This is a genomic window from Solemya pervernicosa gill symbiont, from assembly GCF_002020875.1.
In the GTDB taxonomy this organism is placed as follows: Bacteria; Pseudomonadota; Gammaproteobacteria.
The window spans coordinates 1-17,674 of the sequence record NZ_MPRL01000073.1 but is presented as its reverse complement, the minus strand read 5'-3'; the positions used below and the strand labels follow the sequence as shown (position 1 = coordinate 17,674).

23 protein-coding genes and 1 pseudogene are annotated in these 17,674 nt (G+C 54.0%); 15 read left to right on the top strand and 9 right to left on the bottom strand.

The window, feature by feature from the left end:
- Window positions 1-104: 104 nt before the first annotated feature.
- From BOW52_RS17780 to BOW52_RS14245, 4 genes and pseudogenes are all read left to right on the top strand, one after another.
- A pseudogene (locus tag BOW52_RS17780) lies at window positions 105-350 on the top strand (response regulator); the annotation flags it as partial.
- Window positions 348-722 carry a winged helix-turn-helix domain-containing protein gene (locus BOW52_RS14255; protein WP_269087666.1) on the top strand — a complete coding sequence of 125 codons (375 nt, stop codon included), beginning with the start codon at window positions 348-350 and terminating at the stop codon, window positions 720-722. The pseudogene BOW52_RS17780 and the gene BOW52_RS14255, both read left to right, overlap by 3 nt.
- Before the next feature lie 473 nt (window positions 723-1,195).
- Complete coding sequence (locus BOW52_RS14250) at window positions 1,196-2,158, top strand: ATP-binding protein (RefSeq protein WP_078484752.1); 963 nt, start codon at window positions 1,196-1,198, stop codon at window positions 2,156-2,158.
- 296 nt (window positions 2,159-2,454) lie between these two features.
- Window positions 2,455-3,057, top strand: a complete 603-nt coding sequence (locus BOW52_RS14245; RefSeq protein ID WP_078484751.1) for a universal stress protein — start codon at window positions 2,455-2,457, stop codon at window positions 3,055-3,057.
- A 4-nt stretch (window positions 3,058-3,061) separates the two neighbouring features.
- On the opposite strand, the gene BOW52_RS14240 is transcribed toward BOW52_RS14245, so the two are convergent.
- The gene (locus BOW52_RS14240; RefSeq protein WP_078484750.1) at window positions 3,062-3,490 is read right to left on the bottom strand and encodes a hypothetical protein; all 429 of its coding nucleotides are present in this window, start codon (window positions 3,488-3,490) and stop codon (window positions 3,062-3,064) included.
- Window positions 3,491-3,716: 226 nt separating this feature from the next.
- On the opposite strand from BOW52_RS14240, the gene BOW52_RS14235 reads away from it, so the two are divergent.
- Window positions 3,717-4,010 (top strand): late competence development ComFB family protein, encoded by a 294-nt coding sequence (locus BOW52_RS14235; protein WP_078484749.1) that lies wholly within the window; start codon window positions 3,717-3,719, stop codon window positions 4,008-4,010.
- 186 nt (window positions 4,011-4,196) lie between these two features.
- Here the strand turns inward: BOW52_RS14235 and BOW52_RS14230 are convergent, their stop codons facing one another.
- Entirely contained in the window at window positions 4,197-4,703 is a 507-nt protein-coding gene (locus BOW52_RS14230) for a GlcG/HbpS family heme-binding protein (RefSeq protein WP_078484748.1), read from the bottom strand.
- A gap of 84 nt (window positions 4,704-4,787) precedes the next feature.
- Between BOW52_RS14230 and pgl the strand changes: the two genes are divergently transcribed.
- The 7 genes from pgl (at window position 4,788) to BOW52_RS14195 (ending at window position 9,437) form a co-directional block, all read left to right on the top strand.
- Window positions 4,788-5,546, top strand: coding sequence for a 6-phosphogluconolactonase (gene pgl / locus BOW52_RS14225; RefSeq protein ID WP_078484747.1), 759 nt, complete (start codon window positions 4,788-4,790; stop codon window positions 5,544-5,546).
- The gene (locus BOW52_RS14220; protein WP_078484746.1) at window positions 5,543-6,541 is read left to right on the top strand and encodes a glucokinase; all 999 of its coding nucleotides are present in this window, start codon (window positions 5,543-5,545) and stop codon (window positions 6,539-6,541) included. Before pgl ends, BOW52_RS14220 begins: the two co-directional genes overlap by 4 nt.
- Before the next feature lie 82 nt (window positions 6,542-6,623).
- Window positions 6,624-7,007 (top strand): Co2+/Mg2+ efflux protein ApaG, encoded by a 384-nt coding sequence (apaG, locus tag BOW52_RS14215; RefSeq protein ID WP_078484753.1) that lies wholly within the window; start codon window positions 6,624-6,626, stop codon window positions 7,005-7,007.
- A 7-nt stretch (window positions 7,008-7,014) separates the two neighbouring features.
- Entirely contained in the window at window positions 7,015-7,617 is a 603-nt protein-coding gene (locus BOW52_RS14210) for a class I SAM-dependent methyltransferase (RefSeq protein WP_078484745.1), read from the top strand.
- 2 nt (window positions 7,618-7,619) lie between these two features.
- Window positions 7,620-8,447, top strand: a complete 828-nt coding sequence (locus BOW52_RS14205) for a symmetrical bis(5'-nucleosyl)-tetraphosphatase (RefSeq protein WP_078484744.1) — start codon at window positions 7,620-7,622, stop codon at window positions 8,445-8,447.
- An 81-nt stretch (window positions 8,448-8,528) separates the two neighbouring features.
- Entirely contained in the window at window positions 8,529-8,825 is a 297-nt protein-coding gene (locus tag BOW52_RS14200) for a hypothetical protein (RefSeq protein ID WP_135622453.1), read from the top strand.
- A 66-nt stretch (window positions 8,826-8,891) separates the two neighbouring features.
- Complete coding sequence (locus BOW52_RS14195) at window positions 8,892-9,437, top strand: hypothetical protein (protein WP_078484742.1); 546 nt, start codon at window positions 8,892-8,894, stop codon at window positions 9,435-9,437.
- Between the two features lie 5 nt (window positions 9,438-9,442).
- On the opposite strand, the gene BOW52_RS14190 is transcribed toward BOW52_RS14195, so the two are convergent.
- From BOW52_RS14190 to BOW52_RS14175, 4 genes are read right to left on the bottom strand one after another with little or no spacing between them, the layout of a single operon-like run.
- Window positions 9,443-10,144: a type 1 glutamine amidotransferase gene (locus BOW52_RS14190; protein WP_078484741.1), complete on the bottom strand. Its 702-nt coding sequence runs from the start codon at window positions 10,142-10,144 to the stop codon at window positions 9,443-9,445.
- Window positions 10,145-10,160: 16 nt separating this feature from the next.
- Entirely contained in the window at window positions 10,161-10,505 is a 345-nt protein-coding gene (locus BOW52_RS14185) for a glutathione S-transferase N-terminal domain-containing protein (RefSeq protein ID WP_172840362.1), read from the bottom strand.
- The gene (gene folA / locus BOW52_RS14180; protein WP_078484739.1) at window positions 10,502-10,993 is read right to left on the bottom strand and encodes a type 3 dihydrofolate reductase; all 492 of its coding nucleotides are present in this window, start codon (window positions 10,991-10,993) and stop codon (window positions 10,502-10,504) included. The genes BOW52_RS14185 and folA overlap by 4 nt, the downstream gene beginning before the upstream one ends.
- Window positions 10,990-11,784 (bottom strand): thymidylate synthase, encoded by a 795-nt coding sequence (locus tag BOW52_RS14175; RefSeq protein ID WP_078484738.1) that lies wholly within the window; start codon window positions 11,782-11,784, stop codon window positions 10,990-10,992. Before BOW52_RS14175 ends, folA begins: the two co-directional genes overlap by 4 nt.
- Before the next feature lie 242 nt (window positions 11,785-12,026).
- On the opposite strand from BOW52_RS14175, the gene BOW52_RS14170 reads away from it, so the two are divergent.
- The gene (locus BOW52_RS14170; protein WP_078484737.1) at window positions 12,027-12,638 is read left to right on the top strand and encodes a glutathione S-transferase family protein; all 612 of its coding nucleotides are present in this window, start codon (window positions 12,027-12,029) and stop codon (window positions 12,636-12,638) included.
- Window positions 12,639-12,864: 226 nt separating this feature from the next.
- Here the strand turns inward: BOW52_RS14170 and lgt are convergent, their stop codons facing one another.
- Both lgt and BOW52_RS14160 read right to left on the bottom strand, forming a co-directional pair.
- Complete coding sequence (lgt, locus tag BOW52_RS14165) at window positions 12,865-13,647, bottom strand: prolipoprotein diacylglyceryl transferase (protein ID WP_078484736.1); 783 nt, start codon at window positions 13,645-13,647, stop codon at window positions 12,865-12,867.
- 153 nt (window positions 13,648-13,800) lie between these two features.
- Window positions 13,801-14,709, bottom strand: a complete 909-nt coding sequence (locus BOW52_RS14160) for a DUF2059 domain-containing protein (RefSeq protein ID WP_078484735.1) — start codon at window positions 14,707-14,709, stop codon at window positions 13,801-13,803.
- A 186-nt stretch (window positions 14,710-14,895) separates the two neighbouring features.
- Here BOW52_RS14160 and BOW52_RS14155 point away from each other — a divergent pair, with 186 nt between their 5' ends.
- Together BOW52_RS14155 and BOW52_RS14150 are read left to right on the top strand one after the other, a co-directional pair.
- Window positions 14,896-15,684, top strand: a complete 789-nt coding sequence (locus tag BOW52_RS14155; RefSeq protein WP_078484734.1) for an FkbM family methyltransferase — start codon at window positions 14,896-14,898, stop codon at window positions 15,682-15,684.
- Between the two features lie 301 nt (window positions 15,685-15,985).
- Window positions 15,986-17,233, top strand: a complete 1,248-nt coding sequence (locus tag BOW52_RS14150; protein ID WP_172840361.1) for a TlpA family protein disulfide reductase — start codon at window positions 15,986-15,988, stop codon at window positions 17,231-17,233.
- A gap of 13 nt (window positions 17,234-17,246) precedes the next feature.
- Here BOW52_RS14150 and BOW52_RS14145 read toward each other — a convergent pair whose 3' ends face one another.
- On the bottom strand, window positions 17,247-17,504 hold the full coding sequence (locus BOW52_RS14145; protein ID WP_078484732.1) for a hypothetical protein: 258 nt from the start codon (window positions 17,502-17,504) through the stop codon (window positions 17,247-17,249).
- Between the last annotated feature and the right edge of the window lie 170 nt (window positions 17,505-17,674).

Genomic DNA, 17,674 nt, shown 5'->3' with positions numbered 1-17,674 from the left:
TTCTTCGTCGTTCGCTCGCGCTCTCAACTACGAATAGGCAGACGGCGTCGACTATCGCGGACTAACCGCCTTCGCTTCGCTATCCATAGCGGTCAGCGTATGAGGTTGTTGCCGTTGAGGATGGTGCAGCGCTAGATCGACACCTTACCGACCACAATGCCGACCTTGTAATTCTCGACCTTATGCTCCCCGGAGAGGACGGCCTCTCAATCGGCCGAAGATTACGCCAACAGAACAACCTGCCCATCATTATTCTCTCAGCAAGAGGTGAGGAACTTGATCGCATTGTCGGTCTTGAAATGGGCGCAGACGACTACCTGACAAAGCCCTTTAATCCAAGAGAGCTATTGGCCAGGGTTCGCTCCGTATTACGTAGATGCAACGAGACCAACAAAGACTCTACTCCCAGCGAAACAACGACACTCACTTTCGGACCCTTTAGCCTTGATGTTCAAAAACACAAACTCACCAAAGACCACAAAGAGATCCCACTCACATCCGGAGAGTTCACACTGCTGCGCATCTTTCTTGAACAGGCAAACCGGGTATTAAACCGTGACACCTTACTGGAACTGACCAAAGGATATGACCACTCACCGCTTGATCGCAGCATCGATGTCTGCGTAGGGCGTTTGCGGAAAAAAATCGAAATCGATCCAACAGAACCCGTCTTTCTCCGCACCGTGTGGGGTGCTGGTTATATATTTTCACAAGAAGAGTAAGCGGATAGAGATGCTTTTTATTAAATATCAGAGCTACTTCTGGAAAATCATATCAACCATCGGTGTTGTCTCTGTTGGCTTTATGATGATTGTACTATCAACCATTGCCTACTACATGGTCGTTCCACTTGGACAGCGTGCCACCGATGATCTGGCCAGCATCATCTCTCATGCCGCTGAAACATGGGAACAGTTACCGTATGCAGAACACGATGCATTCGCACGACGAATGCAAAGAAAACACGATCTGATACTAGTCACGGCAGACACTCCATTGTCGAAATCGACCTCCCTTCTCCCGTATCTCTATTTCCTTGAGCTATCGCTTGAATCCCAAATCGGCAAAAAAATAATGATTTTGAAAAGCACCAGCGCGGCCGGGGAGTCGCTCTTCGTCGTTCGCTCTCGCTCTCAACTACGAATAGGCAGACGGCGTCGACTATCGCGGACTAACCGCCTTCGCTTCGCTATCCATGGCGGTCAGCGAGGGAGAGGAGTGGTTCTGGGCAGACATCCCCTTATCAGAAGGCATGTTGCGCTTTGGGTTTTCCCGTTCTCGCATAGGGGTAAAACCATCCGCAGCTTTTTTTGTGCTGCTGATTACTGGTTTTTTTCTTACCTTTATTACTGCCGCTCTACTCACACGCCGCCTTACAGTCACCATAGAACGCCTTTATCACGCAGCCCAATTAATCGGTAAAGGGCAGTGGCCTGAACCTGTTAAAGAGGAGGGGCCGGAGGAACTTGTCGTTCTTGCCAGGGAGTTCAACAGAATGAACATCCAGGTTAAAGAGCTGCTCGCCAACCGAACAACGCTCTTAGCGGGAATTTCTCATGACCTGCGAACACCATTAACTCAGATCCAGCTGGCACTAGCCATGCTTCCAGATAATGGTGGGGATCCACAGTTAATGAATGGAATATACCGGGATCTCGACTCAGTAAACCGCCTTATAGGACAGGCACTACAGGTCAATCTTGAACTGGACAAACAGGAAAAGGAGCCTTTACAGATAGCCGAGGCACTTGATCATATCGTCGAAGCAGCAAGGCGCGGTAATCACATCATTGAGTGGCACTCTGAAAAAACCTGCAGCTTTACATTAAATCGACTCGCACTCCAACGCATCGTTACAAATCTTCTTGAGAATGCCATTCGCTATGGCGATGGCAAACCAGTCAGAATTGAGTGCAACTGCGACCATGACTCCCTCACCATTCAGGTCCTGGATCACGGCCCAGGCATTCCACCAGAACAGCGCGAAGCCGTATTTCAACCCTTTTTCAGACTCGAAAAATCCCGTAGCAGCATAACTGGAGGTAGTGGTCTGGGGTTGGCCATTGTTCGACAGCTTGCCGACACAAATGGCTGGATTGTGAAACTACTCGAGCGAGAGGGGGGCGGTACCTGCGCCAGGCTTGTCATTCCAATCTAACAATAACAACGGATTATTTATCTAACAGCCAATTAGTTACCAACGCAATCCAGGACTTTCTGTTAACAGGCAGCATTCACATAGTCCGCTGCAATCGCACCATTCAGCCTTTCATCCTGCTTCTACTCATAGTTGGAAGATAACAAATTTTTAGAGGAGCATTTAAACCGCACCCCCCAAATAACAGAGCAATCCACCCAGCACACATGACGCTCAGCATCAAACACAATGCACCGTAATATCTCCAGCATCACCATTGCTATACTGGATGCAGATAGTTACAGGGGAGATGTGGCGTGATCAGCTATAAAAAGATCCTAATTGCAGTCGAGTTCAACGAGAGCGACCAAAAGGTTGTCGAACGTGCCCAGACAATTGCCAAGCTATCTAACGCCCAGGTTAGCCTGGTCCACGTGGTCGAACCGGCCGTACTCGACACCATCAACGATCTCGACGCCACCCCACTACTATCCCTGGAACCTGAACTCCAGCAGCAAGCCAAAACACGACTCACCAAACTGGCAGATTCACTCGGTATTGACAGGATCGATTGCTACAGTGAGGTAGGGACGATTAATGGGGAAGTCTCGCGAGTTGCTGAGGAGCAGCAAATCGACCTGATCGTTCTTGGCAGCCACGGTCGTCATGGCCTGGCACTGCTGCTCGGCTCTACCGCCAATGCCGTACTACACCACGCCCCCTGCGACCGGGGAGTCGCTATTTTTGCTCCCTCAGTGACTCTACGCCGACATAAAGCCGCTGCTGCATCTTCTTCGTCGTTCGCTCGCGCTCTCAACTACGAATATGCAGACGGCGTCGACTATCGGGGACTAACCGCCCTCACTTCGCTCTCCATGGCGGTCAGCGCCTGCTGGCGGTACGCATTCAGGATTAGTTAACAAGCTACCAGCGGTGACTAAAACCGATCGAGATCGCCGTATCGCTCTTTTCAACCGTGTCTCGTTCAAAACGAAGACCCGCTCTCATGCCACCCATTTTGCGACTCAACTCCAATCCGGGTGTGTCGAGGGTTAGCGCCATATCGAGTCCACTTCCCTGACGGACATAACCTAGACCCGTACCACTGTCCGGTTTGTTTCCACCCAGATAGTGGTAGTGCTGCAGGGTGAAGAGTTTTGCCTTTGGCCGGCTGCTCTTATCCGCCCCGGCATGGATCTGGGGCAAAATGGGATCGGTAAAGCCGTTACATCCAGAAGGACAGGGTGGTGGCGGAAATTCGTCACCTGCATGTGCAAACATCGTCACCATCACACCGGTACCCACAAATAACATCACCACGGCCATTAAATCGGGGCTGTGCCACTTTTTCATAACCCACCTCCTCTCCAACCTAGCCTCTAGACTGGAAAACGCTTACTGTTAAGGCTATAGATGCGCTTTGGCTCGTACCGTGAAACACTTCACATACAAACCGAACCTGGCGCACACTATCGACTGTCGATGCGCCGCTGCGCACCGGATAGAGTTATCCATTCAGCTTTTGTGCCAACACAGGAGTTGAAGAACCGAAACAATAAGATCAAAGGAGTGGATACCGATGTATGAAGAGATTCAGAACTACTACGAACAGCTAGTGGTAGAGCGTATTCGTCGCTTGGCGGCAGAGGGTGAGACACCAAATAGTGATGATGATTATCTGGAAGATGTCGCCTGCGTCGCGCTGAACCAACTACCGGCACGCTACGTCAGACACAAGGTCGACCTGGTCTTCTATATGCCATCGGAGGAGCGCTTCCAGATGATGAATGCCGTAGAAGAGGCGGTAAAAACCGCTATCGAATACGTAGAGCAGCACCGGGGCACAAGCCGCCCCAACACCTACGCAGGGTGAGCTAATCTAGCCTGGCAAACCTGCTTATCGGTAATACCCCTACCCTAGCAGGGCGGCAACGATTCACCGCAGAGGAAAACGAGCGCCGCCCTGAATAAGGCGGCTGACTCAATCCCGACTCAACCTGAAACCGCATCTTCGTGGGACATGGCAGTCTCAGGTCGATCGAAACAGCTCAAATCTAGACTAGAGCCCCTCCATCTCCAGATCGTCTTTGATCGCATCGACACCCGCCTGAGCACACATCTCATCGGTCACACCTGAAGGGGCACCACTCACGCCCACGGCGCCATAGACAATGCCGCCCGCCTGGATTGGTACGCCACCTGCTGACATCACCAGTCCATCAACCTTGGCCACCGCAAACGGCGTTGTGAATCGGTTCTCCATTGATGATGTGGTGGCAATAAATGAGATCGCGGTATAGGCCTTCTGCTTGCTGATATTGAGTGTCAGGTCGGGTGCCAGCACATCACGTAGCACCACCTGCGGGTTACCACCACGGTCGACCACGGTTACGCCGATCTGAATCCCCTCTTTACGACACGCCTCGACGGCTGCCTTGGCAACCGTTAGCGCCGATTCCATCGATAACCGTTTGATGTTGACCGCCATCGGTGATTCCGACTCAGCCATTGCCGTGAACGGGAGTGAAGCTGCAACCAGAAGCGAAAGGGCAGGAACAAATTTCATATTTTTCTCCGTTGTATTGATCTATCGAACCGTGGGAATATCGGTGCGTCCAATATAGCGCCGAAACAGACTAACAGGAACGGCATGAGCAAGAACAATCTGTTCGATCAGACCAATATCTATCCAGAGCTGGAGTCGGTCAGTGCCGCCGCTGCGGCACGCTGGGTATCGCTCTGTAAGGAGGCGATAAGCGATCACGGCAGTTTCCATGTCGCTCTTTCCGGTGGCTCTACACCCAAACGCCTCTACCAACTGCTTGCAGCCCATCCTTTTAGCGAGCAGATCGACTGGGCGAAGGTTCACATCTACTTTGGCGATGAGCGTTTCGTCCCTCACGACCACCCCGACAGCAACTACCGTATGGCGCGTGAAGCAATGCTTGATCAGCTCGCCATTCCTGAGAGCCAGATCCACCCTGTCGATACATCTTTGAGTAGCGCGGCAGAGGCCGCCGAAACCTATGCACAAGAACTTCAGCAACAGCTGCCCCTGAATCACAACGGTCAGCACTGCTTCGATCTTATGCTGCTCGGCATGGGTCCCGATGGTCACACCGCTTCGCTCTTTCCAGAGACGGAGATCCTCCACGAACAGCAGACACTCTGTGCTGCAAGCTATGTGGAAAAGATGACAAGCTGGCGCATCAGTCTCACCTTTAAAACCATCAATACGTCTCATCACATCGCCCTGCTGGTCTGTGGTGAGAATAAGGTTGAGGCACTGCGCCATGCCATGCGCCGCAACACACCACGACTACCGATCCAGCGGCTTGTACCTCAGGGATCACTGGAGTGGTTACTGGATGAAGCGGCGGCAAAGGGCCTCGCCGAGGTCTTGGCATGAGGGTCATTGCAGGAGATCTTGGCGGCACTAAAACGCTCTTAATGATTGCCGAATGCGACACTGAAGGTTGTCGCTCAATTATTGAGCAGCGCTACAGCAGTAACGATTTCACTGGATTGGAGCAGATGGTGTTGCGGTTCCTGAGCGACACCGGCACCGATGCAACCACCATCGAAGCCGCCTGTTTTGGTGTCGCCGGACCGGTCACGCGTAGCGCCGACCAGGTAACCGCGCAGATCACCGCACTACCCTGGCAGCTCAATGCTGCAGCCCTCTCGAGAGAAACGGGTATCCATCCGCTCACCCTCATCAATGATTTTGAAGCGATTGGTTACGGTATCGAGGCACTCACTGAAGATGACCTCGTCGAACTACAGGCCGGTGATCCGCAACCCAAGGGAACCCGGGCCGTGATCGGTGCCGGAACCGGTCTCGGCATTGGCCTGCTGCTTCATGATGGCGAACACTACCGACCACTCCCCTCCGAGGGGGGGCATGCCGAATTCGCCCCAACAGGTGAACTGCAACGCGCATTGCAGCACTACCTGGAAACAGAGTATGAACATGTCTCGTGGGATCGCGTCCTCTCCGGCCCCGGCCTGCACGCCATCTATCGCTTTCTCACCACCCAGCCGAAGCGACTCGCTTCAGCCACCCTGAATGAGGCGATTACCACAGGTGATCCGTCGGCCGAGATCAGCCGTTTTGCCATCGAGCAGAACGATCCACTTGCACTCGAGGCGCTGGGTATTTTCATCGCCATCTATGGTGCCCAGGCCGGTAATGTCGCACTAACCCTGTTGCCCCGCGGAGGGCTCTATATCGCCGGCGGTATCGCCCCAAAACTGATCGAACAGCTACAACAACCGCGCTTTATTAAGGCCTTCCACAGCAAGGGGCGCATGGCCGATCTGATGCATAAATTCCCGATCAACGTGGTGATGGAGCCTCGCGTCGGCCTGCTCGGTGCAGCGCTTCACGCCAGTCGTCTGTGACAACCCTTCAGATGCTGTGTCAAAGGGAAGCAGCGCATCTTTCGTGCTAGAGTTGTTGCTCATTCACCACCAGTTGCAGACCATGTCCGACTCCCCTGAATACCACATCGAAGTCAACGCCGAGACCACCTATATCGAGGAGCAGTCTGTGCCCGATGATGGTCGGTATGTCTTTGCCTATACCATTACCATTGAGAACGCTGGCAGCGTTGCAGCACAGCTGCTCTCACGCCACTGGTTAATCACCGATGCCAACGGCAAGGTGCAGGAGGTACGTGGTGAAGGAGTGGTGGGTGAGAAACCCAATCTGCAGCCGGGAGAGAGCTTTCGCTACACCAGCGGCACCATGCTCGAGACCGAAGTCGGATCCATGCGCGGTAGCTACCAGATGGTGGCAGAGGACGGGCATGAGTTCGATGCGGAGATAGCCCCCTTCTCCCTCTCACCACCTCGCACCCTACACTGATCCATACATGTCGCTCAGGTTCAGCTACACCCTGATCGCACCTATCTATGACCTCGCGATCGCTGCCGCTACCGCAGCCGCTCGCCGACGCAGCCTCGACAGACTCGGCACCGACAATACTCCCGAGATACTACTCAGCGGTATCGGCAGCGGTCTCGACCTACCCTACCTACCGAGCGGCGCCCACTACCACGGCATAGATATCACCCCTGCTATGCTCAAGCGCGCAGAACGTCGCGCCACCACACTGGGCATCGAGATCGAGCTTCAGGAGGGCGATGCGATGGCCCTCCCCTACGGCGATGAGCAGTTCGACATCGTGGTGATGCACCTGATCCTCGCTGTCGTTCCTGAACCGCAACGCGCCCTCGCAGAGGCGGCGCGGGTGCTACGCCCCGGTGGTCGAATCGTGATCCTCGATAAGTTCCTGCGCCCCGATCAGCGTGCACCTTTGCGACGCATGATCAATCCACTGATTCGCCACATCGCCACCCGTACTGACGTCATCTTCGAAGAGGTGCACGCCAGCTGCCCCAACCTTCAGCTCAGCCGCAACGAAGCAGCATTGGCGGGCGGCTGGTTCCGCCACATCGAGTTGGAGAAGCGCTAACCGTGGCCACCTATGCAATCGGTGATATACAGGGCTGCTTCGATGAGTTGCAGCAGCTACTGCAACGGATCAATTTCGATCCCGCTAAAGATCAACTCTGGTTCACCGGCGATCTGGTCAACCGCGGCCCCAAATCGCTCGAGACGGTACGTTTTGTAAAGTCACTCGGTGATCGTGCCATCACCGTACTCGGTAATCACGACCTGCATATGCTCGCCGTTGCCGAGGGGCATCTGAAGTACTCCAAGAACGACAACTTCCAGCCACTGATCGAGGCCGACGACGGCCCCGAACTCCTGCGGTGGCTTCGCCACCAGCCACTGCTACACCACGATGCCAAACTTGGCTACACCATGATTCACGCCGGGCTAGCACCACAGTGGGATCTCTCCCTGGCACAGGCCTGTGCGGCAGAGGTCGAGGCGGTGCTACAGGGCGATGATTACGTCGACTTTCTGCAGAACATGTACGGCAACAAACCGAAGCGCTGGAAAGGTAAGCTGGAGGGGATCAAGCGGTTACGCTTTATCACCAACTGTTTCAGCCGTATGCGCTATCTGGAGCCAGATGGCGCGCTGGAGTTTCACCACAAGGGCGCACCCGGCAGCCAGCCAGAGGGATTGATACCCTGGTTCGAACACCCAGAACGCCGCAGCCGCGATTTGAAGGTGATCATCGGCCACTGGTCAACGCTCGGATTAATGACTGATGGCAGCCTCTTTGCACTCGATACCGGCTGCCTCTGGGGCGGCACGTTGACCGCCTACTGCCTCGAAAGCGGTGAATCGATCGCCTACAACTGCCCCGGCTGTCGCTCACCGAAAGAGTAGTTACGAGGGGTTGAAAACTTGCCGTTTCGCCCAAATAGTCTATAAAAATGTAGGTGTATTAAAAGGGAGGACTACATGGAGATGGAATATCGGATCGAAAATCGCGACCGACATCTCGACGTTTCAATCAGTGCCGACGCCGTAGAGCAGGAGCAGCTGCTTGAACACTATATGAACAACTGCCGCGATCGCCGTTGCGACGACGGTAGCTGTGAAAACGCCACAGACGAATATAACAAGGTAGACCGAATCAATATCCAACCCACAACAGATGGGGTACTGCTACAGCTAATTGCCAAACCCGGAGAGACCCTCAACAGCACGGAAATTGAGCCGTGCCTGGAACACAACTTTGCAATGAGCAGCAGCCTCGCCTAACAACCGGGAGCGCCCGTATAATGGCGCTCCCAACCACTAATTACTCACCGCTTTCGCGGATCACCAATGGCCGAAAAACTCATCCTGCACACCACCGCTGCAGCCAGCACGCTTGATGCTGTCACCACGCAAATCAGAGAGATCGGTCTGATCGAGAATGCGATCGATTTTCAGGGACACAACCACTACCTCGCCGGTGAACGCTTCGCGGCACTGATCACCTTCCTCGGCTGCGCACCGCACATCGTCACCGATCCGAGGGCGGGCGATAGCTTCTGCCATGTGGAGCCGGTCGCTACAGAGAACTCAATACTGATCGGTGGCAGTCAGGGCGTACCGCCCCGCTGCCCCTCCTGCCGTACCAAGCTGGGAGAGTGGCGTAACCATCTTCAAACAGATGAGATAACCGCCGAGACATCGCTCAACTGTCCAAAGTGCAGCTCAGAGACAGCGCTAGCCTCACTCAACTGGCGTCACTACGGGGGCTTCGGAAATTTACGAATCGACATCTGGGGAATACCGGCAGAACTGGCGCTACCGGGTGATGAGTTGATGCAGCGACTGGAGGAGACCACCGGCAGCCGCTGGTCGTTCCTCTATCTCGAGGAGTAGCTCAGTTAATTAAGCGTTGCTGCCATTGCATCAAGCAGCCGATTCATACGCTGATTGATCGCCGCATAACGCGCACCATCGGCCATCATCTCCGCACCACTCTGAATATGAGCACCACCCTCGGCCAATTCACCGGCACAGTTTTCGATCAATGCCGCAGCGCTCTCCGCCGTGGTCTCGAGATGGAACTGCAGCGCCACCACGCGATCGTTGTAGATAAAACCCTGGTTGTCACAGACGCCGCTTGAGGCGAGGTGAATCGCACCCGGCGGGATATTGAAGGTATCGCCGTGCCAGTGGAACACCTCGCACTGATCATCGAGAAAGAGAGCCAGTGGATGATCGGCCACCTCGGCCGAGCGCTTGATATCGAACCAGCCGATCTCCTTCTCACGCCCATCGACCACCGGCCCACCGAGCACATCGGCGATCAGCTGCGCTCCAAGGCAGACACCAAGCACTGCTTTGTCGGCCTCGATCACCTGTTTGATATACCCCTTCTCCACCTTCAACCAGGGATATTCGCTGTACTCGTAGATATTCATTGGGCCGCCCATCACAACCAGCAGGTCGAAACGGTCAATGGCGGGGAACTGATCACCGGCATAGAGACGCGTGCGCGAAACCGTATGCCCTCCCCGATCGGCCCAGTCCTGGATCGAACCAATGCCTTCAAAGGGAACGTGCTGCAGGTAATGAATATGCATCGGGGTGATCCTTGCTCTATTTGGAGAAGCGCGACTTCAGGTAATGATTAATATCGGCCGACTCATAGAGCCAGCGCTCTGCACCATCATCCTCAATGATCTGCAGGCAGGGCACCTGAGTCATGCCACCGCCTTTTAGCAGCGCCTGGTGCGCATCCCGGCTCTGCATCACATCCTGCAACGGGATATCGAGCTTTAGATAGCGCATCACTCGCCGCACGCGCAGACAGAAGGGGCAGGCGGGATAGTGGTAGAGGGTCAGTTTTTTCAGCTCGGCATCAATGGCAGCCTGAGCTTCGGGGTTACGCTCAATCACCTTGCGGCAGACGAGATTAAGTAGTGCCGAGAGAATACCCTTCAAACCGAGCGCTCCATGACGATGAAGCTGCAAGCGTGGGCATTACGTTCATCAACCGGCTGCTCTTCACGCAGCGTTTCGCGCCACGGAGAAAGATCAAACTCCGGGAACCAGGCATCGCCCTCGAACTGACCATGCACCTTAGTAAAGTAGATGCGATCGGCCTGCGCCAGCATCTGCTCATAAAACGAGGCACCGCCGATAATCATCACCTCTTCGACCTCACCCGCCGCAGCCAGCGCCTCCTCGATTGAGTGGACCACCACCGCGCCCTCGGCGCTGTAGTCTGGATCACGGGTAATGACGATATTGGTGCGCTCAGGCAACGGACGCCCACCAAACGATTCGAAGGTCTTGCGCCCCATCACGATCGGCTTGCCCAGTGTATGGCGGCGAAACCACTTCATATCGGCCGGTAGCTTCCACGGCAGACGATTCTCAACGCCAATAAGACGCTGCTCATCCATCGCCCAGATCAGTGAGACGATCAAACCGCCACCACCCCTTTGATGTGGGGGTGTGACTCGTAACCGATCAACTCAAAGTCATCAATGGTGAAATCGAAGATATCTTTGATCTTAGGATTGATCTTCATCGTCGGCAGCGGATAGGGCTCACGCGAAAGCTGCAGATCGGTCTGTTCGAGGTGGTTGGAATAGAGGTGGGCATCGCCCAATGTGTGGACAAAATCACCCGGCTCCAGATCGCAGACCTGCGCCATCATCATCGTCAACAGCGCATAGGAGGCGATATTAAACGGCACACCGAGAAAGATATCGGCGCTGCGCTGGTAGAGCTGGCAGTAGAGCTTGCCATCAGCGACGTAGAACTGGAAAAAGGCGTGACAGGGCGGCAGCGCCATATTCTCCACCTCGGCCACATTCCAGGCCGAGACGATAATGCGGCGTGAATCGGGATTGTTCTTCAGCTGATCGATCACCTGGGTGATCTGGTCGATATGGCCACCACCGGGGGTTGGCCAGCTGCGCCACTGCGAACCATAGACGGGGCCGAGATCGCCATTCTCATCGGCCCACTCGTCCCAGATACGCACCCCGTTCTCCCTCAGATAACGGATGTTGGTATCGCCCTGCAGGAACCAGAGCAGCTCGTGGATGATGGAGCGCAGGTGAAGCTTCTTGGTAGTGACCACCGGAAAACCTTCACTGAGATCGAAACGCATCTGGTAGCCAAAGACACTGACCGTACCGGTGCCGGTCCGGTCCTCCTTCTTCACCCCGTTGTCACGCACATGGCGCATCAGCTCCAGATATTGCCGCATTACCGCTCCTCGATTGAAGGTATCGTTATCCGCTCGATTATACCTACCCCGGCCTGCAACATAAGACCCTAATCTCGGTGTTATTTACCGCCTCGCAGACTGCATCTTAGCCAACACACCCGAACAATCTGATCGTTTAAATCGAGATTCAAGGATGATAGATCGAATGAGTCGATTGATGACGTCCCCATGCGGCACAAACTCAGCTACCCTGTCGTAAACCGGCGACAGGGATAACCGTGATGAAACTCTACAATTTCGAGATCTCAGGAAACTGTTACAAAATCCGCCTGCTGCTCTCACTGCTCGGCATCGAACATGAGCTGGTACCGGTCGACCTGCGCCAGGGGGAAAACTTCGAACCGGCACTCCTCAAGCTCAACCCTCGCGCACAGATCCCGGTACTCGACGACGACGGCACCATCATCTGGGACTCGAGCGCGATCCTCACCTACCTCGCCCGCCAATACGGTGGTGAGCGCTGGCTGCCGACCGATCCACTCGGTATGGCAGAGGTGGTGCAGTGGCTCGCCGTTTCAGAGAACGAGATCCTCTACGGTCTGGCACGAGCTCGCGCCATCAAGCTAATGAACAAACCGTGGAACCCTGAAGAGTGTCGCAAGCTGGGTGAACAGGCACTGGAGGTGGTAGAGCAGCAGCTAGCGAAGAGTAGCTGGTTGGCGGGGCACACAATCACCATCGCTGATATCGCCTGCTACCCCTACATCGGACTGAGCGGTGACGGTGGCTTCTCACTCGATCCCTACCCCGCCATCCGACAGTGGATGGCGCGCATCGAGACCCAGCCCGGCTATATCACCATGCCGGGGCTGATGCGGGTCGGCGAAGGTTAGAAATACAGGTAGCGGCGTCGAATCTCGACTCCACTACCGCACGACAACAACGAAAACCGAGGCAGAGATCGCCAATATGGCGAGAGGGTAAGGAGAGAGAGCAACCACCCCGGATTTCGCGTCGCTCCATCCGGGCTACAGAGACTTACAACCTAAACCATGTACCGGAGTCGAAGTTCGACTCCGGTACATGGCGACAACACAGAAAATCGGATCAGGGAGAGCCCTACGCTCGGCGACGGTAAGCAAACGCCAGCAGCACCACACCAAACATCACCATCGGCAGTGAGAGCATCTGTCCCATCGTCAGCCAGTCGAAGGCGATAAAACCAAGATGGTCGTCGGGCTCACGGGCAAACTCCACCACCGTGCGCGCTACGCCGTATCCGATCAGGAACAACCCCGAAACCGCCATGCGCGGTCGCGGTTTGGCCGAGAACCACCAGAGCAGCAGGAAGAGGATCAATCCCTCCAACGCTGCCTCGTAGAGCTGTGAAGGATGTCGCGGCATCGGCCCACCACCAGGGAAGACCATACCGATTGAATGATCGGTAACACGTCCCCACAGCTCTCCATTGATAAAGTTACCAATGCGCCCCGCCATCAACCCGACCGGCACCAGCGGCGCGATAAAGTCAGTAATGGTGAAGAAACCCTTCTCCACCTTGCGCCCGAAGAGCAGCATCGAGACCAACACCCCGAGCAGCCCGCCGTGGAACGACATCCCTCCCTCCCAGATACGAATCAGAATCAGCGGGTTGTCGATAAAGTTGGCGAAGTTGTAGAAGAGGATATAACCGATACGTCCACCGAGAATCACACCCAACGCCGCGTAGAAGATCAGATCGTCGATCTGCTCCACCTTCCAGCCGGAGTCGGCCTTACGTGCACGAAACCGACCCAACCACCAAGCGGCGGCAAAGCCAATCAGATACATCAGCCCGTACCAGTGAATCTTCACCGGCCCGAGCGCCAGCGCAACAGGATCGATATTGGGATAGGTCAACATGGGCGGGGAGTATACCAGAGGGTTTATTGCATTCTTGTGCAGAGCACAGGTTTCATGAATTCATGTCACCCCAAGTAGATAGAGGGGAGCCGGTGGATTAGTTATTACTCAACAACACCACAAAAAAATAGCGCAATAGTCCAGCAATAAAACTCAATACTCCTTCTTTGTCGCATCACATCTGGCAAGCATGTAGTCCAACTCGATCACATCAACCCCCACCATGAAAACACGAACACCACCCTTCTCAACCGCAAAGGCTGGTGCACCTCCAACATCACCATTATCATTTATCGATGAAATACTATAGAACTCAAATCCTTTACGATCACCCAGCTTCTGCACGGCGTACCTAGCCTCCTCCTCAAACTCACTTTCGATCGTATCTCTTACTTTTTCGATAATTATCAGCTTGTATCCTTCAAGCAATCCCACCTTATTATTTACGAACAGATAGCGATCAAATTTATCTACACTCAACATCAAATCATTTGGAATAGGCCAATGGCATTTATACGCCCTTATATCGTAGTAATCCTCAGAGGCAATCTCCTCCATAGTTTTTGGCTTCCTTTCTTTTAACTTCAGATCGTATTTCTTGGCAGCACTCTTTGTGAGCTCTTCCAGCCTAGCTTCGAGCCCACCCACCTTTCCCTTGATCCAGACATCCAACTTTTCATCAAACTCGCCTTTCTTACTAAAATAACCTCTACCATTTCCAGCCTTAAAAAATTCGACATACGAACTCATCTCTTGCTGGGAATATGTGTTGGCAATCATCTCAGCGACCTTCCCTCTATTTGATTCCCAATCGAACTCTTGATTCAACATACGTCGATATCCGTCAATCCAGTAATCGATATAATCTTCTTTATTTGGAAGAACATCGATCATCTGGTCACGCATAACAGATAGAGTCGATTCGATATCATCATTTATATCGCGCTCAATATTGATTACATCCATTAACTCCAACGCTGTTTTAATATCATCTTTATCCGCCGAGCAAACACTTGTTGAGATTACAAAAAGAAACGCAAAACCAATAAATATTGTTTTCATAGCTATCCATTGCTTTATTCAGGACTATTCCAGAGAAATATTATACTCACTTCCAGAACCACAATTACAGCCTACGAGAAACGACTTTTCAGGGGCAGCTATTATCTCTTAAAGTTAACGCCCCAACCTCCTGATCACATCAATCAACCTCACCTCCTACTGACCAACTGCTGTTAAACTCGCGCGATGATCAGACGCGCACTCAACAGATTATTATCCCCACTCGGCCTTGAGCTGATACGCCCTCGGAAGCCCAATCGGCTACTTGAATCCGAGATTGAGACGAAAGAACTGCTCCAGCTAGTCACTCAGGCTGGCATTTTTGAAGGAACCAGCAGCGCTCAAATCCACCAGGATGTAATCGTTCTATTGGCGACGGGATTTAAGACAAACGGTTACTTCGTCGAATTTGGCGCATCAGATGGCATCAAATTCAGCAACACCTATCTGCTGGAGAAAGAGTATGGTTGGCAAGGCATCCTCGCTGAACCGGGAAAGATCTGGCACACCGACCTTGCAAACAACAGAGATGCAGCTGTCGATCACTCCTGTGTGTGGAGCAGCAGCCACGACACCCTCTCTTTTACAGAAGCAGATGTCGCAACACTCTCAACCATCTCTAAGTTTAGCGATCACGACCATCATGCCAAGACGAGAAAAGAGTCGACCACATACGAGGTAAAAACCCTCTCTCTGAACGACCTGCTAGAGAAACATAATGCTCCTCGACAAATCGATTACCTGTCGATCGATACCGAGGGAAGCGAATTCGAGATATTGAATAGTTTCAACTTCGACAAATATGAGATATCGATCATCACCTGCGAACACAACTTCACCAGAAACAGAGAGCAGATCTTCAATCTCTTGAGCAGGCATGGCTATCGACGAAAATTCACCACCCTTTCAAAGTTTGATGACTGGTACTTTAAGGATTCGGTGTTTCAAGCCGTTGAAGAGCACGGCACCTCCTGAGCCTCCACACCAAACCGCTCCTCCCCATCACACCCCTCTTTTTCAACCACATCTCAGCACGTATTTTCGTAGATTGGATTGAACGCGCCCTGAGCGAAGCGAGGAAGCACCCTTGGGATGGAGTGATACCCAACAAACCACCCAGGCCCTAACCACATCGTCCAATGGCGGCATGCCTAATCTACTCATCGCGCTTTACTCAACCCACCCCACGAAAACAGCAACATCAGGCGACGGGCTTGCAACACCCTTCGCATCACTCCATATTGTCGAATCAATTTGCCGACGCCATGAAAACTCGATGAAACAGCTATTCACTCTCTGCCTGCTACTCCTCTCTCCCTTGCTCGCTGCAGAGGACTTCACGGTATCTGACCACGACGGAAACGAGATTTCCGTTCAGCACCACCCCTCCGAGGGCGACCTATTGATCATCTGGCTGACCGACCACGAGGAGGTGCGGTCGATGTTCGATGAGATGGTGGTAGCGGTGAACCGTGCAGGTGCGGAGATCTGGCGCGTCGATCTGCTCGAATCCTACTTTCTGCCGCGCAGTAGCGAGGTACAGCGCAAGCTCTCAGGTAACGGGGTACTGGCACTGCTTGAAGCGGCCCACAGCCAACGCAACAAGCGGGTACTGCTGGTCGCCTACGACCGTATGCCGGTGCCGGTGCCGCTGCTGCGCGGTGCGCGTCTCTGGCAACAGCAACAGAAAAAGTCACGCCTGACCGGTGCGGTGCTCTTCTACCCCAATCTGTTTGGCCCGGCGCCGGTGGCCGGACAGGATCCGATCATCGACCCCATCGTCTCGGCGACCAATATCCCGGTGGTGATCTATCAGCCGGAGATCGGCAGCCAGCGCTGGCGCCTGAGCGAGGTGATGGGGACGTTCTGGCGCGGTGGTTCGCCTGCCTATGCCTATGCCTATATCGTTCCGCGCGTTCGAGACTGGTTCTTCATGGGCGAGACCGATCACGGCCCTGGCGATTTGGGAGCAACACATGCCGTACCTCAGCAGCTGCTGAGCCTTGCGGCCATGATGGAGCGCTATCCGAAACCAGCCAGCGTAACCGAACTCAAATCCGGCGATACCGGCCAACAGGTGATGGAGCTGGTGGAGTTTAAACAACCGGTCACCGCCCCCGGTTTTGTCCTGCCCGATTTCGAGGGTAAGGAGGATCGCTGGCAGAACTATCGCGGCAAGGTGACGCTGGTGAATTTCTGGGCCACCTGGTGTCCGCCTTGCGTTGAAGAGGTGCCATCACTCAACGGTCTGGCGGCGCGTTATCGTGACCGCAACTTCGAGGTGGTCTCGATCGATTTTCGTGAGACCAACGAACAGCTTCAAGCCTTTATGAAACTGATACCGGTCGACTTCCCGGTACTGATGGATCGTGATGGCAAGACGGCGATGCAGTGGAAGGTCTTTAGTTTCCCCAGCTCCTTCATCATCGACCGAGCAGGCAACATCCGTTACTCCACCAACCGTGCTATCGACTGGGACACCGCCGAGAGCTGGAAAATTATCGATCAGCTGCTCACCGAGTAGAAACACACGCCACTTACTTCCTGTCGCTGTAGTAGCGCTGTCCGATCAACTCTCGGTCGGCAGCGTAATCGTTCCGAAATGCCATGTAGTGATGATCGAAGGACACGGGCGCATGCAAACACTTCATCTCCCGATTGTAGACGGTCACCAGCACGCCACAGGCGCGACTGAAGAAGTCGGCGTGGTCGAGCCGCTTCAGCGCCGTATCCCAGCCAACCATCTTCAACCGCTCCGTTCTGGCGATAAAGAAGTTGGCGATCTTCAACTGCACGGGTAGTCCGTCGATTAACGTATCTGGTTCGGCTAGCGGTGCCTTGCCACTCGGGTGGAGTCGTGACCGTGCATATCGGGGAGTCGCTATTTTTGCGGAAGCTTGTTTTGGGCGTCCAAGCCCAAGCAAGCGGCAAATACTTAACGCGACCGTTTATGCCTACGGCGCCC

Excerpts from the sequence above, each read along its gene's own strand:
- BOW52_RS14250 (WP_078484752.1), top strand. The coding sequence starts at position 1,196 with ATGGCGGTCAGCGAGGGAGAGGAGTGGTTCTGGGCAGACATCCCCTTA.
- BOW52_RS14240 (WP_078484750.1), bottom strand. The coding sequence starts at position 3,490 with ATGAAAAAGTGGCACAGCCCCGATTTAATGGCCGTGGTGATGTTATTT.
- BOW52_RS14235 (WP_078484749.1), top strand. The coding sequence starts at position 3,717 with ATGTATGAAGAGATTCAGAACTACTACGAACAGCTAGTGGTAGAGCGT.
- BOW52_RS14230 (WP_078484748.1), bottom strand. The coding sequence starts at position 4,703 with ATGAAATTTGTTCCTGCCCTTTCGCTTCTGGTTGCAGCTTCACTCCCG.
- pgl (WP_078484747.1), top strand. The coding sequence starts at position 4,788 with ATGAGCAAGAACAATCTGTTCGATCAGACCAATATCTATCCAGAGCTG.
- BOW52_RS14220 (WP_078484746.1), top strand. The coding sequence starts at position 5,543 with ATGAGGGTCATTGCAGGAGATCTTGGCGGCACTAAAACGCTCTTAATG.
- apaG (WP_078484753.1), top strand. The coding sequence starts at position 6,624 with ATGTCCGACTCCCCTGAATACCACATCGAAGTCAACGCCGAGACCACC.
- BOW52_RS14210 (WP_078484745.1), top strand. The coding sequence starts at position 7,015 with ATGTCGCTCAGGTTCAGCTACACCCTGATCGCACCTATCTATGACCTC.
- BOW52_RS14200 (WP_135622453.1), top strand. The coding sequence starts at position 8,529 with ATGGAATATCGGATCGAAAATCGCGACCGACATCTCGACGTTTCAATC.
- BOW52_RS14195 (WP_078484742.1), top strand. The coding sequence starts at position 8,892 with ATGGCCGAAAAACTCATCCTGCACACCACCGCTGCAGCCAGCACGCTT.
- BOW52_RS14190 (WP_078484741.1), bottom strand. The coding sequence starts at position 10,144 with ATGCATATTCATTACCTGCAGCACGTTCCCTTTGAAGGCATTGGTTCG.
- BOW52_RS14175 (WP_078484738.1), bottom strand. The coding sequence starts at position 11,784 with ATGCGGCAATATCTGGAGCTGATGCGCCATGTGCGTGACAACGGGGTG.
- BOW52_RS14170 (WP_078484737.1), top strand. The coding sequence starts at position 12,027 with ATGAAACTCTACAATTTCGAGATCTCAGGAAACTGTTACAAAATCCGC.
- lgt (WP_078484736.1), bottom strand. The coding sequence starts at position 13,647 with ATGTTGACCTATCCCAATATCGATCCTGTTGCGCTGGCGCTCGGGCCG.
- BOW52_RS14160 (WP_078484735.1), bottom strand. The coding sequence starts at position 14,709 with ATGAAAACAATATTTATTGGTTTTGCGTTTCTTTTTGTAATCTCAACA.
- BOW52_RS14155 (WP_078484734.1), top strand. The coding sequence starts at position 14,896 with ATGATCAGACGCGCACTCAACAGATTATTATCCCCACTCGGCCTTGAG.
- BOW52_RS14150 (WP_172840361.1), top strand. The coding sequence starts at position 15,986 with ATGAAACAGCTATTCACTCTCTGCCTGCTACTCCTCTCTCCCTTGCTC.